This window comes from Amycolatopsis sp. NBC_00355, from assembly GCF_036104975.1.
In the GTDB taxonomy this organism is placed as follows: domain Bacteria; phylum Actinomycetota; class Actinomycetes; order Mycobacteriales; family Pseudonocardiaceae; genus Amycolatopsis.
On sequence record NZ_CP107982.1, the window covers coordinates 1,012,006 to 1,034,990 of the forward strand.

The 22,985-nt window shown below is 71.8% G+C and carries 21 protein-coding genes; 12 read left to right on the forward strand and 9 right to left on the reverse strand.

Annotated features, from left to right (window positions below):
- Window positions 1–29 precede the first annotated feature (29 nt).
- The 3 genes from OHS18_RS04400 to OHS18_RS04410 form a co-directional block, all read right to left on the reverse strand.
- A complete protein-coding gene (locus OHS18_RS04400) occupies window positions 30–251 on the reverse strand; it encodes a hypothetical protein (protein WP_328455828.1) in 222 nt (73 codons plus the stop codon).
- Between the two features lie 213 nt (window positions 252–464).
- Window positions 465–2,039, reverse strand: a complete 1,575-nt coding sequence (locus OHS18_RS04405) for an acyl-CoA synthetase (RefSeq protein WP_328616026.1) — start codon at window positions 2,037–2,039, stop codon at window positions 465–467.
- Window positions 2,040–2,082: 43 nt separating this feature from the next.
- The gene (locus tag OHS18_RS04410; protein WP_328616027.1) at window positions 2,083–2,673 is read right to left on the reverse strand and encodes a hypothetical protein; all 591 of its coding nucleotides are present in this window, start codon (window positions 2,671–2,673) and stop codon (window positions 2,083–2,085) included.
- A gap of 71 nt (window positions 2,674–2,744) precedes the next feature.
- On the opposite strand from OHS18_RS04410, the gene OHS18_RS04415 reads away from it, so the two are divergent.
- Window positions 2,745–3,107, forward strand: a complete 363-nt coding sequence (locus tag OHS18_RS04415; RefSeq protein ID WP_328455822.1) for a DUF488 domain-containing protein — start codon at window positions 2,745–2,747, stop codon at window positions 3,105–3,107.
- 83 nt (window positions 3,108–3,190) lie between these two features.
- On the opposite strand, the gene OHS18_RS04420 is transcribed toward OHS18_RS04415, so the two are convergent.
- Together OHS18_RS04420 and OHS18_RS04425 are read right to left on the reverse strand one after the other, a co-directional pair.
- Window positions 3,191–5,572: a glycoside hydrolase family 2 protein gene (locus OHS18_RS04420; RefSeq protein ID WP_328616028.1), complete on the reverse strand. Its 2,382-nt coding sequence runs from the start codon at window positions 5,570–5,572 to the stop codon at window positions 3,191–3,193.
- A gap of 108 nt (window positions 5,573–5,680) precedes the next feature.
- The gene (locus OHS18_RS04425) at window positions 5,681–6,718 is read right to left on the reverse strand and encodes a LacI family DNA-binding transcriptional regulator (protein WP_328616029.1); all 1,038 of its coding nucleotides are present in this window, start codon (window positions 6,716–6,718) and stop codon (window positions 5,681–5,683) included.
- Between the two features lie 174 nt (window positions 6,719–6,892).
- Between OHS18_RS04425 and OHS18_RS04430 the strand changes: the two genes are divergently transcribed.
- The 10 genes from OHS18_RS04430 (at window position 6,893) to OHS18_RS04475 (ending at window position 18,919) form a co-directional block, all read left to right on the forward strand.
- Window positions 6,893–8,410 (forward strand): sugar ABC transporter ATP-binding protein, encoded by a 1,518-nt coding sequence (locus tag OHS18_RS04430; protein ID WP_328616030.1) that lies wholly within the window; start codon window positions 6,893–6,895, stop codon window positions 8,408–8,410.
- On the forward strand, window positions 8,407–9,444 hold the full coding sequence (locus OHS18_RS04435) for an ABC transporter permease (protein ID WP_328616031.1): 1,038 nt from the start codon (window positions 8,407–8,409) through the stop codon (window positions 9,442–9,444). Before OHS18_RS04430 ends, OHS18_RS04435 begins: the two co-directional genes overlap by 4 nt.
- The gene (locus OHS18_RS04440) at window positions 9,437–10,450 is read left to right on the forward strand and encodes an ABC transporter permease (RefSeq protein ID WP_328616032.1); all 1,014 of its coding nucleotides are present in this window, start codon (window positions 9,437–9,439) and stop codon (window positions 10,448–10,450) included. The genes OHS18_RS04435 and OHS18_RS04440 overlap by 8 nt, the downstream gene beginning before the upstream one ends.
- A gap of 5 nt (window positions 10,451–10,455) precedes the next feature.
- The gene (gene rhaS, locus OHS18_RS04445) at window positions 10,456–11,517 is read left to right on the forward strand and encodes a rhamnose ABC transporter substrate-binding protein (RefSeq protein ID WP_328616033.1); all 1,062 of its coding nucleotides are present in this window, start codon (window positions 10,456–10,458) and stop codon (window positions 11,515–11,517) included.
- Window positions 11,518–11,585: 68 nt separating this feature from the next.
- Window positions 11,586–11,930: an L-rhamnose mutarotase gene (locus OHS18_RS04450; RefSeq protein ID WP_328455808.1), complete on the forward strand. Its 345-nt coding sequence runs from the start codon at window positions 11,586–11,588 to the stop codon at window positions 11,928–11,930.
- Window positions 11,931–11,944: 14 nt separating this feature from the next.
- Complete coding sequence (rhaI, locus tag OHS18_RS04455; RefSeq protein ID WP_328616034.1) at window positions 11,945–13,102, forward strand: L-rhamnose isomerase; 1,158 nt, start codon at window positions 11,945–11,947, stop codon at window positions 13,100–13,102.
- Window positions 13,103–13,104: 2 nt separating this feature from the next.
- Window positions 13,105–15,123 carry a bifunctional aldolase/short-chain dehydrogenase gene (locus OHS18_RS04460; protein WP_328616035.1) on the forward strand — a complete coding sequence of 673 codons (2,019 nt, stop codon included), beginning with the start codon at window positions 13,105–13,107 and terminating at the stop codon, window positions 15,121–15,123.
- Between the two features lie 9 nt (window positions 15,124–15,132).
- A complete protein-coding gene (locus tag OHS18_RS04465; protein WP_328616036.1) occupies window positions 15,133–16,554 on the forward strand; it encodes an L-fucose/L-arabinose isomerase family protein in 1,422 nt (473 codons plus the stop codon).
- A gap of 44 nt (window positions 16,555–16,598) precedes the next feature.
- Entirely contained in the window at window positions 16,599–17,954 is a 1,356-nt protein-coding gene (locus tag OHS18_RS04470) for a rhamnulokinase (protein ID WP_328618726.1), read from the forward strand.
- Window positions 17,955–18,157: 203 nt separating this feature from the next.
- Window positions 18,158–18,919, forward strand: a complete 762-nt coding sequence (locus OHS18_RS04475; protein ID WP_328455800.1) for an NPP1 family protein — start codon at window positions 18,158–18,160, stop codon at window positions 18,917–18,919.
- A 3-nt stretch (window positions 18,920–18,922) separates the two neighbouring features.
- Here OHS18_RS04475 and OHS18_RS04480 read toward each other — a convergent pair whose 3' ends face one another.
- From OHS18_RS04480 to OHS18_RS04495, 4 genes are all read right to left on the reverse strand, one after another.
- Window positions 18,923–19,543, reverse strand: a complete 621-nt coding sequence (locus OHS18_RS04480) for a mycothiol-dependent nitroreductase Rv2466c family protein (protein ID WP_328616037.1) — start codon at window positions 19,541–19,543, stop codon at window positions 18,923–18,925.
- A 68-nt stretch (window positions 19,544–19,611) separates the two neighbouring features.
- Window positions 19,612–20,220, reverse strand: coding sequence for a response regulator transcription factor (locus OHS18_RS04485; protein WP_328455796.1), 609 nt, complete (start codon window positions 20,218–20,220; stop codon window positions 19,612–19,614).
- Complete coding sequence (locus OHS18_RS04490) at window positions 20,217–21,323, reverse strand: sensor histidine kinase (RefSeq protein ID WP_328455794.1); 1,107 nt, start codon at window positions 21,321–21,323, stop codon at window positions 20,217–20,219. Before OHS18_RS04490 ends, OHS18_RS04485 begins: the two co-directional genes overlap by 4 nt.
- 25 nt (window positions 21,324–21,348) lie before the next feature.
- Entirely contained in the window at window positions 21,349–21,747 is a 399-nt protein-coding gene (locus OHS18_RS04495; RefSeq protein ID WP_328455792.1) for a hypothetical protein, read from the reverse strand.
- A gap of 160 nt (window positions 21,748–21,907) precedes the next feature.
- On the opposite strand from OHS18_RS04495, the gene OHS18_RS04500 reads away from it, so the two are divergent.
- Entirely contained in the window at window positions 21,908–22,957 is a 1,050-nt protein-coding gene (locus tag OHS18_RS04500) for a LacI family DNA-binding transcriptional regulator (protein ID WP_328455790.1), read from the forward strand.
- Window positions 22,958–22,985 lie beyond the last annotated feature (28 nt).

A 22,985-nucleotide genomic window follows, 5' to 3' on the forward strand; every position in this document is an offset into this window, starting at 1 on the left:
ACAACCCGCCATGAGTCGGGTTCGTGCGGTTACGCCTGCTGGAGCACGTTGAGCAGGATGACGAGCAGCGCGATGGCGCCGACCACCGCGATGCCGGCGCCGACGATGCTCCGGATCATCTCCCCGAAGCCCTTGGCGGTCCGGGCGCGGTAGGCGGAGTAGTTGGAGCGGGCCTCCCTGGCGTGGTGGACCCGGCCGCCGACGAGCAGCCCGGCGCCCAGCGCGAGCAGGACGGCGATGAAAACGGACACGATCTGTACCTCTTCCCCTCGGGTTCCGCCGTCGAAGAACGACGACGGCCTCATTACTAGACCCGACGGACGAGCCGCGCCACGGCTTTAGGACTTCCGGTCCCCGGGCCGGTCGGCCCTGGTGCCCTCCGGCGGCGGCGTTCCCGCGAGACCAGACCCTCTTGTACAGCGTTATTCGTCGTTTTCCTTGCCGGGCAGGAGGGTTTCGGTGGTTCAGTCCCGTGTGGCCAGTCCGGCGTGTCGCTCCCGCAGTTCACGCTTGACGATCTTTCCGCTGGGGTTCTTGGGAAGCCGGTCCGCGAACACGACGTACTTGGGACATTTGTAACCGGCCAGCCGCGTGCGGGCGTGGTCGATCACCTGCGCCGCGGTCAATTCGACATCTTCGCGGGGCACGACCACGGCGGTGACGGCTTCGATCCAGTGTGGATGGCCGATCCCGAACACGGCGACTTCGGCGACGCCGTCCAGCAGGTACAGGGCTTCTTCGACCTCGCGGCTCGCGACGTTCTCGCCGCCGGTCTTGATCATGTCCTTCTTGCGGTCCACGACGGACAGGTAGCCGTCCTCGTCGACGACGCCCAGATCGCCGGAGTGGAACCAGCCCGCGCGGAACGCCTCCGCCGTCTTCTCCTCGTCCCGGTAGTAGCCGAGGGTGGCGTGCGGGCTGCGGTGCACGATCTCGCCGACGACGCCCGGCGCCACCGGGTTGTCCTCGTCGTCGACGATGCGCGTCTCGACGTTGAGCGACGCCCGCCCGGCCGAGCCGGCCCGGGGGAGCTGCTCGTCCGGACGCAGGATCGTGGCCAGCGGCGCCATTTCCGTCTGGCCGTAGAAGTTCCACAGGTCGACCTCCGGCAGCCGGCGGCGCAGTTCGCGCAGGACCTCGACCGGCATCGCCGACGCGCCGTAGTAACCCTTGCGCAGGCTCGACAGGTCGGTGCGGTCGAAGTTTTCGTGGCGCAGCAAGGAGATCCACACGGTCGGCGGCGCGAACAGCTTCGTCGCCCGCTCCCGCTCGACGGCCGCGAGCAGCGCCGCCGGGTCCGGCCCGGGCAGGATGACACTGGTGGCGCCGAGGTAGACGTCGACGGAGAAGAAGCAGTCCAGCTGGGCGCAGTGGTAGAGCGGGAGCGAGTGCACCTCGACGTCGTCGGCGCTCATCCCGCCGTCGATCACGCACGAGACGTACTGCGCGATCAGGGACCGGCTCGACAGCAGCACGCCTTTCGGCCGCGACTCCGTGCCGGAGGTGTACATCAGCCGCAGCGGGTCGTCGTCGGCGACGAAGACGTCCGGGGCCTGATCGTCTCCTTCGGACAGCCAGGTGCCGATGTCGTCCCAGCTGCCGTCGGGGCCGATCCGGCCGCGGACGACGTCGTCCAGTCCGGACAGTTCGAGGGCTTCGGCGGCGGTCGCTTCGAGCGCGTCCTCGGTGACGAAGGCCGAGGCCTCGGCGTGGCGGAGGATGTAGGCGACCTCGTCGGCGCCGAGCATGAAGTTGACCGGGACCAGGAGCACGCCGAGTTTCGCGGTGGCGAAGGCCAGCACGCCGTACTGCCAGCAGTTGTGGCTCAGCAGCGCGAGCCGGTCGCCCTTGCGGAGGCCGCGCGCGGCGAGGGCGTGGGCGCAGCGGTTGGCGGCGGCTTCGAAATCGGCGTAGGTGAGCCGGGTGTCCCCGGAGACGACGGCGAGCTTGTCCGGCAGCCGCAGCGCGGTGCGGCGGAGGAGATCGCCCAGGGCGTGCTGCCGGGCGCGGCCGACGAGGGCGGCGGTGACCTGGTCCATCCCGGCAGTCTCGGTCGGGACGGTCCGGCCCGCAAGCCTCGGTTCAGCGCGCGGTGTCGTCGATCTGCACGGGGTAACCGGCACGCAGCACGGCGATCGTCGCCGGGGGAGTGAGGACTTGGGCCGTGCCGGTGGTGGGACGCGGCCGCCGGGTGCCGTAGCCCGTGGTCGTCCACTCGGTGAGGTGGTCGCCCAGGAGGAGTTCCGGGTGGTCGTCGCGGAGGACGAAGACGCCGTCCGGCAGGCCGGCCCAGCTCAGCTCGTGGAGCCGGCGGCGGTGGGTGCCGCGGTGGAGGCGTTCGCGGTGCAGCTGCCGGTTCATCGCCGTCGCCGACGGCCCGCCGCCCCAGGCGTCGCGGTAGGCGGTGTACGCGGGCCGGCGGCACTCGCCGCAGGGCCGGTGCCCGGCGGCGAACGAGACGGCTTCGTCGTGGAAGTACAGGTGCGTGTAGCGGCCCGGCAGCCACTGCTCGCGCCACCGGCCGCGGAACTCGAGCACGCAGGTGATCCACAGGTCGCCGGCGTGGAAGCGGACGATCTCGTGGCGCTCGTGCAGCACCCCGCGGTTGCCGGTCCACGCGCCGCGCAGCGGGACGTCGACGATCCCGCCGGTCGGCGTCACGCGGTTGCGCACGGTGTTCCCCCAGGTCCCGGACGGTGGCGTCCGGAGTGGCGGCGGACGCGGGCGCGACGCAGAATGCGCGCATGCACCCCACGCCGGTCCGCGTGGCGCGCCTGACCGACCCGGCCGGGCCCGCCGACGGTACCCGCGTGCTCGTGGAACGGCTCTGGCCGCGGGGCGCGTCCCGATCGGTCGAGCTGGACGGCTGGTACCGCCAGCTGGCACCGTCGGACGAGCTGCGCACCTGGTACGGCCACGACCCGGACCGCTTCGCCGAGTTCGCGGACCGCTACCGCGCGGAGCTGCGCGAGCCGGACCGCCTCGCGGCCCTGGCGAGGCTCCGCGAACTGGCGGCGGGCGGCCCGCTCACCCTGCTGACGGCAAGCACGACGCTGCCCCTCAGCCAGGCCGCGGTCCTGGCCGCCGTACTCACCGCCGCCCCCTGACCCACGACCTCGCCGGTCCGTGAAGGACTCCTTGAGGGACTCAGAGTCCCTCAAGGAGTCCTTCACGGACCGTGGGCAGGTGGTCATGGGCGGATTGCGGAGGTGGGGGCGGCATGGGTGGTCACCGTGGCCGTGGTGGTGCCCAGGGTGTCGTGGCGGGCCGTCAGGGTCAGGGTTCCCGGGGGGCTCGCGAACGGGCGCAGCCAGACCGCGGCCGCGCCGCCGGTGGCCGCGAGGTCCAGTGTGGAGTCCCCGACCAGCTCGCCCGGGCCCGTCAGCGTGAGGGATACCTTCCCGCCCGCCGACGCGCGCAGGGTGCCGTAGCGGTCCGTGGCCGCCACGACGACGCGGGTGGCGTCGGCGCCGTCGGATAGCAGGTCCGTGTCGTCCGGGACGCAGCTCAGCACGTCCCGGCTCCGGTCGCCGCTGTAGCGCCGGGTCACCAGCAGGCGCTCGCCCACGTAACCGTCGACGCGCAGTTCGGCCCGGGACAGCGGGAAGTCCACCGCGAACGGCGGGTACCGCAGGTGCGGGAAGTCCGCCCGGCGGCTGCGGGCCGTGCCGATATGCCGGTCGGCCAGGAACACCTCCAGGCGGTCGCAGTTCGACCAGATCGTCGCGCCCGGCCCCGGCAGCCCGGCCCCGAAGTCCCACGCGAACCCGGCCTCGACGACCGCGCGCACCCGCGGATCGCCCTGCGAGGCGTAGAAGGCCGCCGCGGGCTTCGGGATCCGGAAGATGTCGGACACCCCGGCGAACTTCGAGCCGCCCATCGAGCGCTGCCAGCCCGACGGGTAGTCGAACGCGCACCACGCGAGCAGGCCGCTGTAGCGGTCGTCGGCCGCGGCCAGGTCGTGGGCTTTCGCGTGCAGCTCGGCCTGCAGCTGCTGGTTCGCGTTCGGGTCGGTGCGCCGGTACGCGCGGGCGCCGGCGAGCGTGCCGATCGACTCCGTCACCAGGTACGGCACGCCCGGCCGCGGCGGCTTCAGCTGGAACGGCGCGCCGCGGTGCGCGGTGTAGTCGTTGTAGGCGAGCACCTGCTCGTCGGTGCCCGGCGGCAACGCCAGCCGCGCGCCGGTGGTGCTGGCCAGCGCGCCGCTGGTCGGTCGCGACGGGTCGAGCTGCTTCGCGAGTTTCCCGGTCTTCAGGTACATCTCCGTGGTCCCGGTCGCCTCGTTGACGCGGGTGCCCCACACGACGATGCTCGGGTGGTTGCGGTCCCGCACGACCATCGCCGAGACGTCCCGCAGGTTCTGCTGCTGCCACGCGGCGTCGCCGACGCGGCCCCAGCCGGGGATCTCCTCCCAGACCAGCAGGCCCAGCTCGTCGCACGCGTCGAGGAACGCGCTCGACTGCGGGTAGTGCGAGCAGCGGACCATCGTGCAGTTCAGCTCGCGGCGCAGGATCTCGGCGTCGCGCCGCTGGACCCGGTCGGGCATCGCGCCGCCGGCGAACGGGTACCACTGGTGGCGGTTGAGCCCGAGCAGCTTGAGCCGGCTGCCGTTGAGGAAGAAGCCGTCCGGGGTGAACCTGGCTTCGCGGAACCCGACGCGCACCACGCGCTGGTCGAGCCGCCGCGGCCCGGAGCGCACGCTCACCGTGACGTCGCACAGCGCGGGGTCCTCGACGTCCCACAGCCGGACGGCGCCGAGCCCGCCGACGTCGAAGGTGACGGTCTTCGTCCCGACGGGCATCGGCCCGAGGGTCGTGGCGCCCTGGGCCAGTTCCCGGCCCGCCTGGCTCACCGACGCGGTGAGCTGCAGCGGCTCGCCGATCGCGGCGGTCGTGTCCAGCTCGCAGGTCAGGCGCAGCGACCGGGCCGGGCCCAGGACGTCGGTGGGGCACGCGAAGACGTCGGTGAGGCGGGTGCGCGGCACCGTGCCGATCGTGGCCGGGCGGTAGATCCCGGCCGGCTGGTAGAAGTCGATCACCGACGGGCCGGCCAGCCGCGGCAGGTTGGGCGGGACGTCGAGCTGCCACCGCCCGTCGACCACCACGGCGAGGATGTTGTCGCCCGCCGTGACCTGCGGCAGCTCCACTTCGAACGGCAGGTAACCGCCGTTGTGGGAGGTGACGAGCGTGCCGTTGAGGTAGACGGTCGCGTTGGTCATGACGCCGTCGAACCGGGCCCGCACGCGCTCGGACGCCATCGCCGGGGAGACCGTGAAGTGCTTGCGGTAGATCCACCGGTCCTGCCACGACTCCGGGTCCCAGCCGGTCCACGACAACGGCGTCACGCAGTGGGGGAGCTGGACGGGCGAAAGGTCTTCTTCGTCGAAGTCGGCGTCGGCACAGCCGTCCTCGTACCGCCCGAACAGCCAGAAATCGCCCAGCCGCACGGCATCCGGGTCCGGTTCCCCCATCCCGGCGGACCCGGCGACGGTGGCCCCCACGACGGCGGCGCCGAGCGCGGCCCCGCTCGCGGCGAGAAACCCGCGCCGCGAAAGCCGCCTTCCGTCCGCCATGCCGACCTCCGAGCTCGGGCGAGCACCGTGGCTCGATGAGCTCCAGTGTGTCCCCAACGGACCCACTGTGGCATCGCACCTGATCAACACGGCATTACGGGGGGCAGGTCAGCGCAGGGTCGAGGTACGGACCACCAATTCCGGGGTGAACACGACCTGACGGTGTTCGTGGCCGGTTTCGGTCGTTTCGGCCAGCAGGAGCTCCGCGGCGGTGCGGCCGAGGCGGTGGCGGGGCTGGCGGACCGACGTCAGCGGGACCGCGGCCGCCGCGGCGAACTCGATGTCGTCGTAGCCCACGATCGCCAGGTCCTCCGGGACGCGCATGCGCAGGGTGGCGCAGGTCTGCAGCAGGCCGAGGGCGACCAGGTCGTTGGCGCAGAACGCGGCGGTCGGGCGGATCGCCGCGGGCAGGCCGGCCAGGCGCTCGCCGGCGCCGCGGCCGTCGGCGACGGTCAGCGCCGTCGTCGTGAGGTCGACCAGGCGGTCCGGGGCCAGGCCGGCCGCGGCCAGCGCGCGCAACGCGCCCTGACGCCGGTCGCGCACCTGGCCGACCGTCGTGTGGTTGCCGATGAACGCGATCCGCTCGTGGCCCTGCTCGATCAGGTGCCGCACGGCGATCTCGCCGCCGTAGACGTCGTCGACGGCGACGGAACAGTGCTCGGTGCCATCCGGCGTGCGGTCCACGACGACCACCGGTGTGCCGCGGCGGGCGATCTCGCGCAGCAGCGGCGCGTCCGGGTCGACGGGCGTGATGAGGATGCCTTGCACGCGCTGCTGTTCGAGCCGGCCGAGGTAGGCCTCTTCCCGGGACGGCTGGTGCGCGCTGTTGCAGAGGAACAGGGAGAGGTCGCTTTCGTCGGCCGCGTCCTCCATGCCGGCCGCGACGTCGGTGAAGAACGGGTTGCTGCCGTCGAGCATCACGTAGGCCAGCACGCGGCTGCGTCCGGCGCGGAGCTGGCGCGCGGACTCGTTGCGCACGAAGCGGAGTTCGGCCATCGCGGCCTCGACCTTCGCGCGCGTGGCGGGACTGACGCGGTCGGGCCGGTTCAGCACGTTGGACACCGTGCCGAGGGAGACGCCCGCGGCCGCGGCGACGTCCTTCATGCCCGCCGCCCTCGACTCGGCGCCGGACTCCTGGACCGTCATCTGACCCCCTCCTGAGCACGCACCGTTGAAACGTAACATCGCCACCAACTGCGCGGTCTTGAAGCCGTTTGGCCACGGTTCAGCCGATGCATTGACTTGTTCTTCGGCTGCATAGTAGCGTCACCGCGCCAGGTTTGTGAAACCTTTCAATGCCCCTTCGAACCGGAGGTCGCGATGACGCGGCAGGACCCGGGCCGAGCCCCTCTGCTGGAGGTGCGCGGCGTGAGCAAGTCGTTCGGCGCCGTCGCGGCGGTCGCCGGAGTGTCGTTCCCCCTGCACGCCGGGGAGGCCCACGCGCTGGTCGGGGAGAACGGCGCCGGCAAGTCCACGATCGTCAAGATGCTCGCCGGGGTGCACAAGCCCGACGACGGCACCTTGCTGCTCGACGGCGAACCGGTTTCGTTCGGCTCCCCGGCCGACGCGAAGGCCGCCGGCATCGCGGTGATCTACCAGGAACCCACTCTGTTCCCGGACCTTTCGGTCGCGGAGAACATCGTGATGGGCCGCCACCCGCGCAAGAGTCTCGGCCGCATCGACCGGGCCGCGATCCGCGCCGAAGCCGACCGGCTGTTCACCCGGCTCGGCGTCCGGATCGACCCGGCGCGCCCGGCTCGCGGCCTGTCGATCGCGGACCAGCAGATCGTGGAGATCGCCAAGGCGCTCAGCGCGGACGCCCGCGTGCTGATCATGGACGAGCCGACCGCCGCGCTGAGCCGCGTCGAGGTCGAGCGCCTGTTCACGGTCGCCCGGACGCTGCGCGAAGAAGGCGCGGCGATCATGTTCATCTCGCACCGCTTCGAGGAGATCACCGAGCTCTGCCAGCGCGTGACGATCATGCGCGACGGCAAGCACGTCTCCACGGACCTCGTCGCCGACGTCACGGTCGACGAAATGGTCCACCGCATGGTCGGGCGTGACCTCGACGCGCTGTTCCCCAAGCAGGACGTCGAACCCGGCGCCGTGGTCCTCGAAGTCGAAGGCCTGGCCCGGGAAGGCGTCTTCCGCGACATCTCCTTCTCGGTGCGCGCCGGCGAGATCGTCGCGTTCGCCGGACTCGTCGGGTCCGGGCGCTCCGAGGTCGTCCAGGCCGTGTTCGGAGTGGACGAACGCGACGCCGGAGTCGTGCGGGTCAACGGGAAGAAGCTCAAGGCGCACTCATCGCGGGCCGCGATGAACGCCGGCATGGCGCTGGTCCCCGAGGACCGGCGCCAGCAGGGCCTGATCATGGACCTCTCGATCGAGCGCAACGTGACGCTGCCGCGCTCCGGCGCCCTCGCGAACTTCGGGTTCCTGAGCGGCGGGAGCGAACGGCAGGAGGCGCGGCACTGGACCGAGCGGCTGCGCACCAAGTACCGCCGCCTCGGCGACCCCGTCGGCACGCTGTCCGGCGGCAACCAGCAGAAGGTCGTGCTGGCCAAGTGGCTCGCGATGGCGCCGAAGGTGCTGATCGTGGACGAACCGACCCGCGGCATCGACGTCGGCACGAAGGCCGAGGTGCACCGGCTGATGTCGTCGCTCGCGGCCGAAGGCGTCGCCGTCGTCATGGTGTCGTCCGAACTGCCGGAGGTGCTGGGCATGGCCGACCGCGTGCTGGTGATGCGGGAGGGGCGGATCGTCGCCGAGCTCCCGCGCGCCGAAGCCACCGAAGACTCGGTCATGTTCGCCGCGATGGGACAGGGGGCCGCCGCGTGAACGCGACCAAGGTGGCCGCACCGCCGCGGGAGTCTTCGAGCGACCGATCGTCGTGGACGGCGAACGTGTTCAAGGCCCGCGAGTCCGGGATCGTGCTCGCGCTGATCGTGCTGGTCGCGTTCACCGCGACGCAGAACTCCCGGTTCCTGTCCGGGCAGAGCATCCGCGACATCCTGCTCGGCACGGCGATCCTCGCGGTGCTGGCCGTCGGGCAGGCGGTCGTGATCATCACCCGCAACATCGACCTGTCGGTCGGGTCCGTGCTCGGCCTCTCGGCGTTCGCCGTCGGTTCCCTGATGCGCGACAACCCGGGCCTGCCGGTGATCGTGGCGGTGCTCGCCGGGATCGCCGTCGGCGCGGTCTGCGGCCTGCTCAACGGCGTGCTCGTCCGGTTCGGCCAGGTGCCGGCGCTGGTCGTCACGCTCGGCACGCTCTACGCCTTCCGCGGGGTCAGCTTCTTCTGGGCCGGCGGCCAGCAGATCAACGCCGACAAGCTGCCTGCGTCCTTCCTGGACTTCGGCACGGCGTCGATCCTCGGGATCCCGTGGCTGGTGCTGATCGCGGTGGTCGTGCTGGTGATCGCCGGGATCGTGCTGCGCAGCTACCGCGCTGGCCGCGAGCTCTACGCCATGGGCTCCAGCCCGCAGGCGGCGAAGCTGGCCGGTATCAAGGTCGGCCGCAACACCAGCGCCGCGTTCCTGGTCAGCGGCGCACTCGCCGGCCTGGCCGGGGTGCTGTTCGCGGCGCGGTTCGGCACGGTGGACGCGGCGGCGGGCACCGGTTACGAGCTGAACGTCGTCGCCGCGGCCGTGGTCGGTGGCGTCGCGGTGTTCGGCGGCAGCGGCTCGGTCTGGGGCGCCGGCCTCGGCGCCCTGCTGCTCACGGTCATCGGCAGCGCCCTGGCCGTGCTCGACATCAACCAGTTCTGGCAGCAGGCGATCGTCGGTGCGCTGATCCTGCTCGCCATCGGCGCCGACCGGCTGGTCGCCGTGCGGGTCGCCAAGGCACTGAAGAAGAGGGATTCCCATGTCTGAACCCGGGAACCGGCTCGGCAGGCTGTTCAGCTGGGACGCCGCCGTCGTGCTCGTGACGGTGGTCGTGGTGCTGGTGGCCTCCGGCGCCGTCGAGAACTTCGGCACCAGCCGCAACTTCACCTTCCTGCTGCTCGACCTGCTGCCGATCGCGCTGATCGCGTTGCCGATGACGTTCATCATCGTCACCGGCGAGATCGACCTCTCGGTGGCGAGCACGCTCGGGCTGACGTCCGCGGTGATGGGCTCGCTGTGGGACGCGGGCCTGTCGATCGAGATGATCATCCCGCTGTGCGTCGTGCTCGGCGCGATCCTCGGCGCCGTGAACGGCTTCTTCGTCACGGTCCTGAAACTGCCCGCCCTCGCCGTCACGATCGGCACGCTCGCGCTGTACCGCGGCCTGGCGTTTGTCGTCCTCGGCGACGGCGCCGTGGCCGACTTCCCGCGCGACTACACGAGCTGGGTCACCGGGACCATCGGCGACGGCCCGATCCCGAACGTCCTGATCCCGCTGATCGTGGTGGCGGCCCTGTTCGGTCTCGTGCTGCACGCGACGCCGATCGGCCGCAGCGTCTTCGCGGCCGGTGCCGGCGAGCAGGCCGCGCGGTTCGCCGGGATCCGCACCGGGCGGCTGAAGTTCTGGCTCTACGTCGTGAGCGGCGCGGTCGCCGGGGTCGCCGGGGTGCTGTGGACGCTGCGCTACTCCAGCGCCCGCGCCGACAACGGCTTCGGCCTCGAACTCGCCGTCGTGGCCGCCGTCCTGCTGGGCGGCGTGTCCATCTTCGGCGGCAAGGGTACCCTGCCCGGCGTCCTCGCCGGCGTGGTGCTGCTGGCCTCCCTGCAGAACGCCCTGCGCCTGCAGGACGTCTCGAACGAGGCGCTCAACATCGTGACCGGCGTGCTCCTGATCGTGTCGGTCCTGCTCCCCAACATCGTGTCCTCGGCCCGAACGGCGCTCCGGCGCCGGAACCGGGCCACAGCTCCCGGCGCGGTATCCCCAGAAAGGTGACGAAGATGTCCCGACGGTTCATCACCGGCGCAGTGTCGGCCGGGCTGGTGCTCGTGCTGGCCGCCTGCAGCGGCACCACGAAGAACGACAGCACCGACGCCGGTGCCCAGCAGTCCACGGCGGCGGCGAACCCGAACGCCGCGGCCAAGGAGGGCGTCAAGATGGCGTTCCTCCCCAAGCAGCTCAACAACCCCTACAGCGACATCGAGGTCAGCGGCGGCAAGACCGCGCTCGACGAGCTGAAGGGCGAGTACAAGCTGGTCGGCCCGAACGACGCGAGCGCGTCGTCGCAGGTCAGCTACATCAACACGCTGATCCAGCAGCAGCAGAACGTGATCGGCATCGCCGCGAACGACCCGAATGCGGTCTGCCCGTCGCTCAATCAAGCCCGCAGCGCCGGCATCAAGGTCGTCGCCTTCGACTCCGACGCCGCCAAGGACTGCCGCGACGTCTTCATCAACCAGGCCACCACCCAGGGCATCGGCGAGGCGCTGGCCAAGCAGGCCAAGGACCTCTCCGGCGGCTCCGGCGAGATCGCGGTCCTGTCCGCGACGCCGAACGCCACCAACCAGAACGCCTGGATCGAGGTCCTCAAGAAGGAGCTCGCCAAGCCGGACTACGCGGGCCTGAAGCTGGACAAGATCGCCTACGGCAACGACGACGACCAGAAGTCGTTCCAGGAGGCCCAGGGCCTGCTGCAGTCGTTCCCGAACCTCAAGGTGATCGTCTCGCCGACCACCGTGGGCATCGCGGCCGCCGCGCGCTACGTCAGCTCGTCGAGCTACAAGGGCAAGGTCGCGGTGACCGGGCTCGGCACGCCGAACCAGATGCGCGCGTTCGTCAAGGACGGCACCGTGAAGCAGTTCGCGCTCTGGAACCCGGCCGACATCGGCTACCTCGCCGCCTACGCCGGCGTCGCGCTCAGCTCCGGCCAGATCAGCGGCAAGGAAGGCGAGAAGTTCAAGGCCGGCAAGCTCGGTGAGTACACCATCGGCGCGAGCGGTGAGATCGTCCTCGGCCCGCCGACGACCTTCGACGCGAACAACATCGACAAGTTCAACTTCTGATCAGCTCCCGCGGCCGGACCGGATCGCCGCCCCGGTCCGGCCGCGGGGTCCACAAAGGACTACGGAAGATGCCCCGATACTGCTTCTGCCTCCAGGTGAAGCCCGAGCGTGCCGCCGAGTACGCCGAGCGGCACCGCGCGGTGTGGCCGGAGATGCGGCAGGCCCTGCGCGACAGCGGCTGGCACAACTACTCGCTCTTCCTGCGCGAGGACGGCCTGCTCATCGGCTACGTCGAAGCCGATGACCTCGCCGCCGCCCAGGCCGCGATGGCCCGCACCGAGGTCAACACCCGCTGGCAGGCGGAGATGGCGGAGTTCTTCACCGGCCTCGACGGCGGCCCACCCGACGAAGGGTTCCGGCTGCTGCAAGAGGTCTTCCACCTCGAAACCACCTCCGTCCGGGAAGGACAGTGATCGTCTTGCGCGACATGACGGCCGTGAAACAGGCCCTGCGGGCGCAGCGCATCGAGACGCCGTCGTGGGCGTACGCCAACTCGGGCACCCGCTTCAAGGTGTTCCCGCAGCCCGGCGTCCCGCGCACGGCCGAGGAGAAGATCGCCGACGCCGCGACCGTGCACCGCTTCACCGGGATCGCGCCGACCGTGGCGCTGCACATCCCGTGGGACCGCGTCGAGGACTACGGCGCCCTCACCGCGTACGCGCGCGACCTCGGCGTCGGGATCGGCGCCATCAACACCAACGTCTTCCAGGACGAGGACTACAAGCTCGGCTCGGTGACCAACCCCGAGGCCGGGATCCGCCGCAAGGCGACCGACCACCTGCTCGAGGCGATCTCCATCATGGACGCCACGGGCTCCCGCGACCTGAAGCTGTGGTTCTCCGACGGCATCAACTACCCGGGCCAGGACGACATCCGCGACCGCCAGGACCGGCTCGCCGCGGCGCTGAAGGAGACCTACGACCGGCTCGGCGACGACCAGCGGATCCTGCTGGAGTACAAGCTGTTCGAGCCCGCCTTCTACGCCACCGACGTCCCCGACTGGGGCACGTCGTACGCGCACTGCATGGAGCTGGGCGAGAAGGCCACGGTCTGCATCGACACCGGTCACCACGCACCCGGCACGAACATCGAGTTCATCGTGGCGTTCCTGCTGCGGGCGGGGAAGCTCGGCGCGTTCGACTTCAACTCGCGCTTCTACGCCGACGACGACCTGATGGCCGGCGCGGCCGACCCGTTCCAGCTGTTCCGGATCATGTACGAGATCGTCCGGGGCGACGCGCTCGACCCGTCCTACGGCATCGCGTTCATGCTCGACCAGTGCCACAACATCGAGGCGAAGATCCCGGCGATCATCCGCTCGGTGCTCAACGTCCAGGAGGCGACGGCCAAGGCGCTGCTCGTCGACCGGGACGAGCTGCGCGTCGCCCAGCTGGCGGGCAACGTCCTCGAAGCCAACGCCGTCCTGATGGACGCCTACAACACCGACGTCCGGCCGCTGCTGGCCGAACTCCGCGAGGAAGCCGGGCTCGACCCGGACCCCGTCGCGGCCTACCACCGCAGCGGGTACCAGGAGAAGATCGTGGCCGAGCGCGCCGGCGGCACGCAGGCCGGATGGGGAGCATGAGCATGACGGTGTCGGAACAGCTCATCGCGCGCAGCAACGCGCTCGGAGCCGACCCGCGGAACACCAACTACGCCGGCGGCAACACCTCGGCCAAGGGCGACGTCACCGACCCGGTGACCGGCGCGCCGACGGAGGTGCTGTGGGTCAAGGGCTCCGGCGGCGACCTCGGCACGCTCAAGGAGTCCGGGCTCGCGGTCCTGCGGCTCGACCGGCTGCGTTCCCTGGTGGACGTCTACCCGGGTGTCGAGCGCGAGGACGAGATGGTCGCCGCGTTCGACTACTGCCTGCACGGCCGGGGCGGCGCCGCACCCTCGATCGACACCGCGATGCACGGGCTCGTCGAAGCCTCGCACGTCGACCACCTGCACCCGGACTCCGGCATCGCCCTGGCCACGGCGGCCGACGGCGCCGCGCTGACCAAGGAGTGCTTCGGCGACCGCGTCGCGTGGGTCGACTGGCGGCGTCCCGGCTTCCAGCTCGGCCTGGACATCGCCGCCGTCAAGGAAGCCAACCCCCAGGCCATCGGCGTCATCCTCGGTGGCCACGGCATCACGGCGTGGGGCGCGACCTCGGAGGAGTGCCAGCGCAACTCCCTGGACATCATCCGCACGGCCGAGGAGTTCCTGGCCGCACGGGGTTCCGCCGAGCCGTTCGGTCCCGTCGTCCCCGGTTTCGAAGCGCTGCCGTCGGTCGAACGCCGGGCTCGGGCTGCCGCGTTGGCCCCGGTGGTCCGCGGGCTCGCGTCGACCGACCAGCGCGTCGTCGGGCACTACACCGACAGCGACGTCGTCCTCGAATTCCTGGCCCGCGAAAAGCTCGCGCCGCTGGCCGCGCTCGGGACGTCCTGCCCGGACCACTTCCTCCGCACCAAGGTCCGGCCGCTCGTCGTCGACCTGCCCAGCTCGGCGCCCCTGGACGACGTCGTCGCGCGGCTGAAGGAACTGCACGCCGAGTACCGCGACGAATACCGCGCCTACTACGAGCGGCACGCGACCCCGGACTCGCCCGCGATGCGCGGCGCCGACCCGGCCATCGTGCTGGTGCCCGGTGTCGGGATGTTCTCCTTCGGCAAGGACAAGCAGACGGCGCGCGTGGCGGGGGAGTTCTACGTCAACGCGATCAACGTCATGCGTGGCGCCGAGTCCGTCTCGACGTACGCCCCGATCGCCGAGAGCGAGAAGTTCCGGATCGAGTACTGGGCCCTCGAAGAAGCCAAGCTCCAGCGGATGCCGAAGCCCAAGCCCCTCGCCGGGCGGATCGCCCTGGTGACCGGCGCGGGTTCGGGCATCGGCAAGGCCATCGCGCTGCGGCTCGCCGCCGAAGGCGCCTGTGTCACGATCGCCGACCTGAACACCGCCGCGGCCGAAGAGGTGGCTTCGGAGATCGACGGTCTCGCGGTCACCGCGGATGTCACCGACGCGGCCGCCGTCCAGGCCGCGATGGACGCGACCGTGCTGGCCTTCGGCGGCATCGACCTGGTGGTCAACAACGCCGGCCTGTCCATCTCGAAGCCGCTGCTGGAGACCACCGAACGCGACTGGGACCTGCAGCACGACGTCATGGCCAAGGGCTCGTTCCTCGTGGCGCGCGCCGCGGCGAAGGCCATGATCGACCAGGACAACGGCGGCGACATCGTCTACATCTCGTCGAAGAACGCCGTGTTCGCGGGCCCCAACAACGTCGCCTACGGCGCGGCCAAGGCCGACCAGGCCCACCAGGTCCGGCTGCTGGCCGCCGAACTCGGCGCGTACGGCATCCGCGTCAACGGCGTCAACCCGGACGGCGTCGTCCAGGGCTCCGGCATCTTCGCCGGCGGCTGGGGCGCCCAACGCGCCGCGGTGTACGGCGTCGAGGAGGCGAAGCTCGGCGAGTTCTACGCCCAGCGCACCATCCTCAAGCGCGAAGTGCTGCCCGAGCACGTCGCGGCCGCGGTGTTCGCCCTCACCGGCGGCGACCTGACCCACACCACCGGCCTGCACGTGCCGGTGGACGCCGGGGTGGCCGCGGCGTTCCTGCGTTAAGGAGAATCGATGTCCCTCGACCGCATCACGCCGCGCAAGACCCGCGTCGGGCTCGTCGCGGGCGGGCTCGGCGCGTACTGGCCACAGTTCCCGAAGCTGCTGCCGCAGCTGCAGGCGTCGGCCCGGCGGGTCGCCGAACGACTGTCCGGAATGGACTGCGAGGTCGTCGACGTCGGGTTCGTGTCCGACGCCCAGGAGGGCGCGGCCGCCGCGGAGAAGCTGCGGGTCGCCGGCTGCGACCTGATCATCGGCTTCCTCACGACGTACCTGACCTCCAGCATGCTGGCGCCGGTCGCCCAGCGCTCGGGGGCGCCGGTGCTGCTGCTGAACCTGCAGCCCACCGAGGCGATGGACCACGAGTCCTTCGACACCGGCGCGTGGCTGGCCTACTGCGGCGCCTGCCCGCTGCCGGAGATGGCCAACACCTTCCGGCGGCTCGGCGTCGAGTTCCGCTCGGTGTCCGGGTACCTGGAGGACACGCGCGCCTGGACGCGGATCGAGCGCTGGATCAAGGCGGCCGGCGTGCGGGCGGCGTTCCGGACCGGCCGCCACGGCCTGCTCGGGCACCTCTACCCGGGCATGATGGACGTCTCGACCGACCCGACGCTCGTGTCCGCCCAGCTCGGCGGGCACGTCGAGATCCTGGAGATCGACGACCTGCGCGTGCGCGTCGAGAAGGTGACCGACAGCGAGACGGCCGACCGCGTCGCCCTGGCCTGCGATGTGTTCACCGTGGACGAGTCCGTTGTGGACGAAGATTTCGCCTGGGGCGCTCGCGTGTCGGTCGCGCTCGACCGGCTCGTCGAGGACTTCTCACTCGACTCGCTGGCCTATTACCACCGCGGACTCGACGGCGAAACCCACGAACGCGTCGGCGCCGGGTTCATCCTCGGCGCGTCCCTGCTCACCGCCCGCGGCATCCCGGCGGTCGGCGAGTACGAGCTGCGGACGTCGCTGGCCATGCTGCTGATGGACCGGCTCGGCGCGGGCGGCTCGTTCACCGAGCTGCAGGCGCTGAACTTCCACGACAACGTGGTCGAGATGGGCCACGACGGCCCGGCGCACCTCGGCATCAGCGCCCGCAAACCGCTGCTGCGCGGCCTCGGCGTCTACCACGGCAAGCGTGGGTGGGGCGTGTCGGTGGAGTTCGACGTCAAGCAGGGTCCGGTGACGTTGTGCGGCCTGGCTCAGGGCCTCGACGGCACGTTCTCGATCGTCGCGTCCGAGGGCACGGTCGTGCCGGGGCCGCTGCTGCGGATCGGCAACACGACCTCGCGCGTCGACTTCGGGTGCGACCCGGGGGAGTGGACCGACGCGTGGTCGGCCAGCGGCATCGCGCACCACTGGGCGCTGGGCACCGGCCACCGCGTCGCCGAGCTGACGGCGGTGGCGGACCTGCTCGGGCTGGAACTGACCGTGGTGCGGGCGTGACGCGGGTCGCGGCCGTCGACCTCGGCGCGTCCAGCGGGCGCGTGATGGCCGGGACCGTGGGACCGGGGCAGCTGAGCCTGGAAGAGGTCCGGCGGTTCCCCAACGGCGGCGTCCAGGCGGGGCCGGTCCTGTACTGGGACGTCCTCGGGCTGTACCGGGAGACCCTCGCCGGGATCCGCGATGCCGGCGCCTTGGACGGCGTCGGCATCGACTCCTGGGCCGTCGACTACGGGCTCCTCGACGAGTCGGGCGCGCTGCTCGGCAACCCCGTGCACCACCGCGACTCCCGCACCGACGGGGTGCCGGAGAAGGTGGCCGCGTCGATCTCCGCCCGGGAGCTGTACGACGTCACCGGACTGCAGCAATTGCCGTTCAACACGCTGTACCAGCTGGTGGCCGAACAGGACCGGCTGACCGCGGCCCGCACCATGCTGCTCGTGCCGGACCTGCTGAATTACTGGCTGACCGGCGAGATCGGCGCCGAGCGCACCAACGCGTCGACGACCCAGCTCTACGACGTCCGCGCGCGGACCTGGGCCACGGACCTGGCGACACGGGTGGGCATCCCGCCGCGGTTGCTGCCACCGCTGTGCGACCCCGGCACTGTGGTGGGTTCGGCGCGGGAGCTGTCGGGCGTGCCGGTGATCGCGGTCGGCTCGCACGACACGGCGTCGGCGGTGGTCGCGGTGCCGGCGTCGCCCGGGAGCACCTTCGCGTACATCTCCTGCGGTACCTGGTCGCTTGCGGGTCTGGAGCTGCCGGAGCCGGAGCTGGGTGACGCGGCGCTGGCCGCGAACTTCACCAACGAGGGCGGCGTCGACGGCACGATCCGGTTCCTGCGCAACGTGATGGGCCTGTGGGTGCTGTCGGAGACCCTGCGGACGTGGTCGCGCACGGACCTGCCGGATTTGCTGACGGCGGCCACCTCGGCTCCGGCGCTGGCGGCTGTGGTCGACATCGACGCGCCGGAGTTCCTCGCGCCGGGCGACATGCCGGCCCGCATCGCGGCGGCCTGCCGCGCCACCGGCCAGCGCCCGCCGTCGACGCCGGCCGAGGTGGTCCGGTGCATTGTGGACAGTCTGGCCCTGGCCCACCGCCGCACGCTCCGCACGGCGGCCGACGTCTCCGGCCGCTCGTTCGACGTCGTCCACATCGTCGGCGGCGGCGCGCGCAACGAACTCCTCTGCCAGCTGACGGCGGACGCGTGCGGCGTCCCGGTCCTCGCCGGCCCGGTCGAAGCGGCCGCGCTGGGCAACGTCCTGGTCCAGGCCCGCGCCCTCGGCGAGGACCTCCCGGACTTGCCGTCGATGCGAGCCCTGGTCCGCGAAACCCAGGAGGTCCGCCGCTACGACCCCACGAGCCACGACGACTGGGCCGCCGCAGAGTCCCGGCTCGGCTGAGAGTCGTGAGTGTTTAGGGCGGTTCTAACCGCCCTAAACACTCACGACCCCGGCGTGACGTGCCGCTGACCGGGCAGGATTGCGCGTTCGTCCCTTGCGACGGTCCCGGGCGGGCATGCTCCCCGCGAGTACCGTTGCGGACCCCGGGTGACCTGGTGACGCTGACGTCGGAACAGTGCCGACCGCGACCGAGGGAGTACGTTATGGCGCACCGATCCCGCACCCTGGCCACCGTGGCGGCCGCCGTAGTGGGGCTCGCGGTGGCGTTCCCGGCGACGGCGTTCGCCGACCCGCCCGGCGCCCTGCCCGCCACCGCGAGCGACTTCGAGAAGACCTTCCAGCCCGCCTTCGACTACGACAAGGACGGCTGTTACCCGACCCCGGCGATCGGCCCGGACGGGACCATCGCGCCGGGCCTGTCCCTCGGCGGCGACACCAACGGCCACTGCCGCGACTCCTGGGACCTCGACAACACCAACTCCTACTCGCGCCAGAAGTGCAACAACGGCTGGTGCGCCGTGATGTACACGCTCTACTTCGAGAAGGACCAGGCGTCCCTCGGCCCCGGCAGCGCCGGCCACCGCCACGACTGGGAACACATCGTCGTGTGGGTCAAGGACAACCAGGTCGAGTACGTGGCGACGTCGCAGCACGGCGGCTTCGCGGTGCACGACCGCGCGAGCATGCGCTTCGAAGGCACGCACGCGAAGGTCGTCTACCACAAGGACGGCGGCTCGACGCACTGCTTCCGCTCCGCCAACGGCAACGACGACCCGCCGGAGAACCACAAGGGCGTCTGGCAGTACCCGGCCCTGGTCGGCTGGGACGGCTACCCGGCCGGGATCCGCGACAAGCTCGTCGCGGCGAACTTCGGCAGTGCCACCTTCGGCATCAAGGACGGCCAGTTCACCGGCAACCTCGGCAAAGCGAAGCCGGCCGGCATCCCGTTCGACGAGAACGCCTGACGCTCAGCTCGTGACCGGCCGGCCGCGGCCGCGCTTCAGCTCGAAGAAGCCCTCCGTGCCGGTCACGAGCACGACGCCGTCCCACAGCCGCCCGGCGTCTTCCCCACGGGGTACCGGGCTGACGACCGGGCCGAAGAACGCGTTCACCGAGCCGTCTTCGCCGGGCAGGTGGAGGGCCGGAACGCCGAGGTCCTCGCCGATCGGGTCGAGGGCCGCGCGGTTGCTCTTCAGGAGATCCGCGTCGAACTCGGTGCTGCCGGCCGCGTCCGCGAGCGCGGCGGGCAGCCCGGCTTCGGCGAGGGCGGCTTCGAGAGTCGTGCGGTCGACCGGCGCCTGATCGCGGTGCACGCGGGTGCCGAACGCGGTGTAGAAGTCCCGCAGCACCTCATTCCCGTGCGCCCGCTCGGCGGCCAGCGCGACGCGGGCCGGGCCCCAGCGCTCGTCGAGCCAGGTCCGGTACCAGGCGTCCACTTCGCGGCCTTCGTTGTGCACGGCCAGGCTGAACACGTGGAACCGCGTCCGGACTTCGCGCACCTGCTCCACTTCCAGCAGCCACCGCGAGCCGATCCAGGCCCACGGGCACACGGGGTCGAACCACAGGTCGACGGTCTTCACTTCATTCACGCCCCGCACGCTAGGCCCGGCCACCGGCCCGGCAGAAGATCCAATTCGGGGCCGCCGGACCGGGCCAATCAGAGCCAGCCGCGGTCGTCGGCGATCCGGACGGCGTCGACACGGTTGCGCCCGCCGGTCTTGGTGATCGCCGCGGACACATAGTTCCGGACGGTGCCTTCGGACAGGTAGAGCCGCGACGCGATCTCGGCGATCGTCGCGCCCGTCCGGGCGGTGATGAGGACGTCGCGTTCCCTGGCGGTCAACGGGGATTCGCCCGCGGCGAGGGTCGCCACCGCGAGCGCCGGGTCGACCACGCGCTCACCCTTGACCACCCGGCGGATCGCGTCGGCGAGGGCGTCGGCCGGGGCGTCCTTGACCACGAACCCGACGGCGCCCGCCTCCATCGCGCGGCGCAGGTAGCCGGCGCGGCCGAAGGTCGTGAGCATGACGACGCGGCAGTCCGGCACCTGGGCGGCCAGCACGGCCGCGGCGGCGAGCCCGTCGAGGCCCGGCATCTCGATGTCGAGCAGCGCGACGTCGGGCCGGTGTTCGCGCGCCGCCGCGACGATCTCGTCACCCCGCCCGACGGACGCGACGACTTCGAAGTCGTCCTCCAGGTCCAGGAGGGTGCCGAGCGCCTGGCGGACCATCTCCTGGTCGTCGGCGAGCAGCAAGCGGACGGTCACGGCACCTCCGCCGGGGTCAGGGACACGGCCAGCCGCCAGCCCCGTGGGTTCGCCGGCCCCGCCTCGACGCGCCCGCCTGCGTCGGCGACCCGTTCGCGGAGCCCCGCGAGCCCGCTGCCTTCGGTGCTCCGGCCGCCGACGCCGTCGTCGAGCACTTCGACCGACGACGCGGAAAGCGTGACGGTGCAGCGGGTCGCGCGGGCGTGGCGGGCCACGTTGGTGAGGCCTTCGCGCACGACCCAGCCGAACAGGACCTGGTGGTCCGGGCCGACGACGTCGACGGCGGTAGGCAGGTCCGCGGTGACCCCGCACGCGCGCAGCAGCTCGCGGCCGCGAGCCAGCTCCCCGGCGAGGGTGACGTCCCGGTAGCCCGAGACGGCGGCCCGGACGTCGGTCAGCGCCTGACGGGCGAGCGTCTCGACGGCGGACATCTCCTCGCTCGCGCGCTCGGTCTCGGTGGCGATGAGCCGGCGCGCCAGGGTGCTCTTGACGGTGATCGCGGTGAGCGAGTGGCCCAGCAGGTCGTGCAGGTCGCGCGCGATCCGGGTGCGCTCGGCCTCCGACGCCAGCCGCGCGACCTCGGCGCGGGCCTCGACGAGGGCGATGTTGGCGTGGATGGCTTCGGCGAAGGCGTAGACCACGAGCACGGTGAAGAAGAGGGCGATCGCCTGCGGCCAGCCCGGTTCGGCCCGCCACGACGGCACGGCCCACGGGACCAGGACGGCGGCCAGGGCGACGACGGCGCCCAGCGCCGGGGCGTAGCGGCCGATGCGCGGCGCGACCAGCGAAACGACGACCGCGGCGAGGAAGAAGGCTTCTCCGTGGGCGAAGGGGAGCGCCGCGGCGAACAGCACCGTGCAGATCCCGAGGGAGATCCAGTACCGCCGCCACGTGCGGCGGGCGGCCGCGACCGCGCCCACGACGTAGGCGACGGCGAAGGCGGCCACGATCGCGCAGCCGGCCACCGCGGCCGCGCCGCTCGAGTGCTCCAGCACGCCGGGAACGGTGACGATCGGGAAGGCCAGCAGGCCCGCGTCGAGGACCAGCCGCCGCCAGCCGCGCACCCACCGCTGCGCGTCGGCGGGCGCCGTCGAGTCGTTCATCAGCGGCACGCTACCGCGCCCGGCCTCAGCGGGCCGCGAACCGCGACCGCAGCTCGCGGCCGTTCACCAGCACGGCGACGCCGAGCAGCAGCAGCCCGCAGACCGCCTGCTCGATCCGCAGCCACACCGGGAACGCGCCCGGCAGCGCGACGATGACGGCGACCGCCACCAGCATCACGGCCGAGACGATCCGCAGCCGCAGGAACGCCTTCGTCGAGCCGCGCGCCGCCCGTCGGGCGAACGAGAGGGTCAGGAGCGCGCTGCCGACGACGATCGTGGCGCGCACCCAGACGGCGTCGGTCACCATCGTGGGGTTGTCGCGGAAGAGGACGATCACGCCGAGCGTGAGGACGCTGACGGCGAGGTAGGTGCCGATGAGGGCGAGCACGCGGCGGAAGGCCGGCGCGGCGGTCTGGACGGTCATGGGATCTCCCCGGTGCGGATCGGAGTGCTTGCCCCGGAAATGCTCGTCGCGCGGGCTCCGGGAGGGCAGTGCCGTCCCGCACCGGGCGCTCATGACATTTGTCATCGCGTTGTCGGCCGAAGACTGGGAGAGCGCTCTCACAGCGTGCTACAAAGAACGGGTGACGACGCATCCGCCTCCGGCGCCACCGACCCTCGAAGACGTCGCGAGGGTCGCCGGTGTCTCGCGCGCCACGGTGTCGCGCGTGGTCAACAGCGTGCGCAACGTCGACCCGAAGCTGCGCGAAACCGTCGAACGCGCGATCGCCGACACCGGGTACGTGCCGAACCGGGCCGCGCGGTCCCTGGTCACGCGGCACACCGGCGGGATCGCGCTGGTGGTGTCCGAACCCGAGCGGCACGTGGACGCCGAGGCCTTCACCGGCGGGGTGTTCGGCGACCCGTTCTTCGGCCGGGTCGTCGAGGGCGTTGTCGCGCACCTGCGCCCGCACGGCCGGCACCCGCTGCTGATGCTCGTCGACAGCGAGGACGAACGCGCCTCGCTCGTGGCGAAGCTGCGGCAGGAACAGGTGAGCGGGGTGCTGCTGATCTCATTGGCCCCGGACCAGGACCCGTTGCCGCTGGTGCTGACCGAGGCGGGCGTCCCGACGGCGCTGTTCGCGCGGCCCGCCCGCCCGGCGCCGGTGTGCTACGTCGACGTCGCCCACCAGGACGGCGCCCGGATCGCGGCGGACCGGCTCGTTTCCCGCGGCTGCCACCGGGTCGCGACGATCGCCGGCCCGGGCGGCACCCCGGCGGGCCACGACCGCCTGGCGGGCTTCCGCGACGCGATGGCCCGCCACGGCCACGCGTACGTCGCGGTCGCCGAGGGCGACTTCACCCAGCACGGCGGCGAACTCGCGATGGAGCGGCTGCTGGCGACCGAGCCGGACCTGGACGGCGTGTTCGTGGCCAATGATCTGATGGCGTACGGCGCGTTGTCGGTGCTTGCCGAAGCGGGGCGCCGGGTCCCGGACGACATCGCGGTCATCGGCTTCGACGACAGCCAGGTGGCCCTGAGCTGCCGCCCCCGCCTCACCACGATCCGCCAGCCGGTCGAGGCCATGGGCGCGGCGATGGCGCGGATGGTCCTGGACCGCATGGCGAACCCCGCGCTGCGCGCGGAATCGGTGATCTTCGACCCGGAACTGGTAGTCCGAGACTCCGCCTGACCCGCCGCCCCCGCACCCAGCCAGTCGC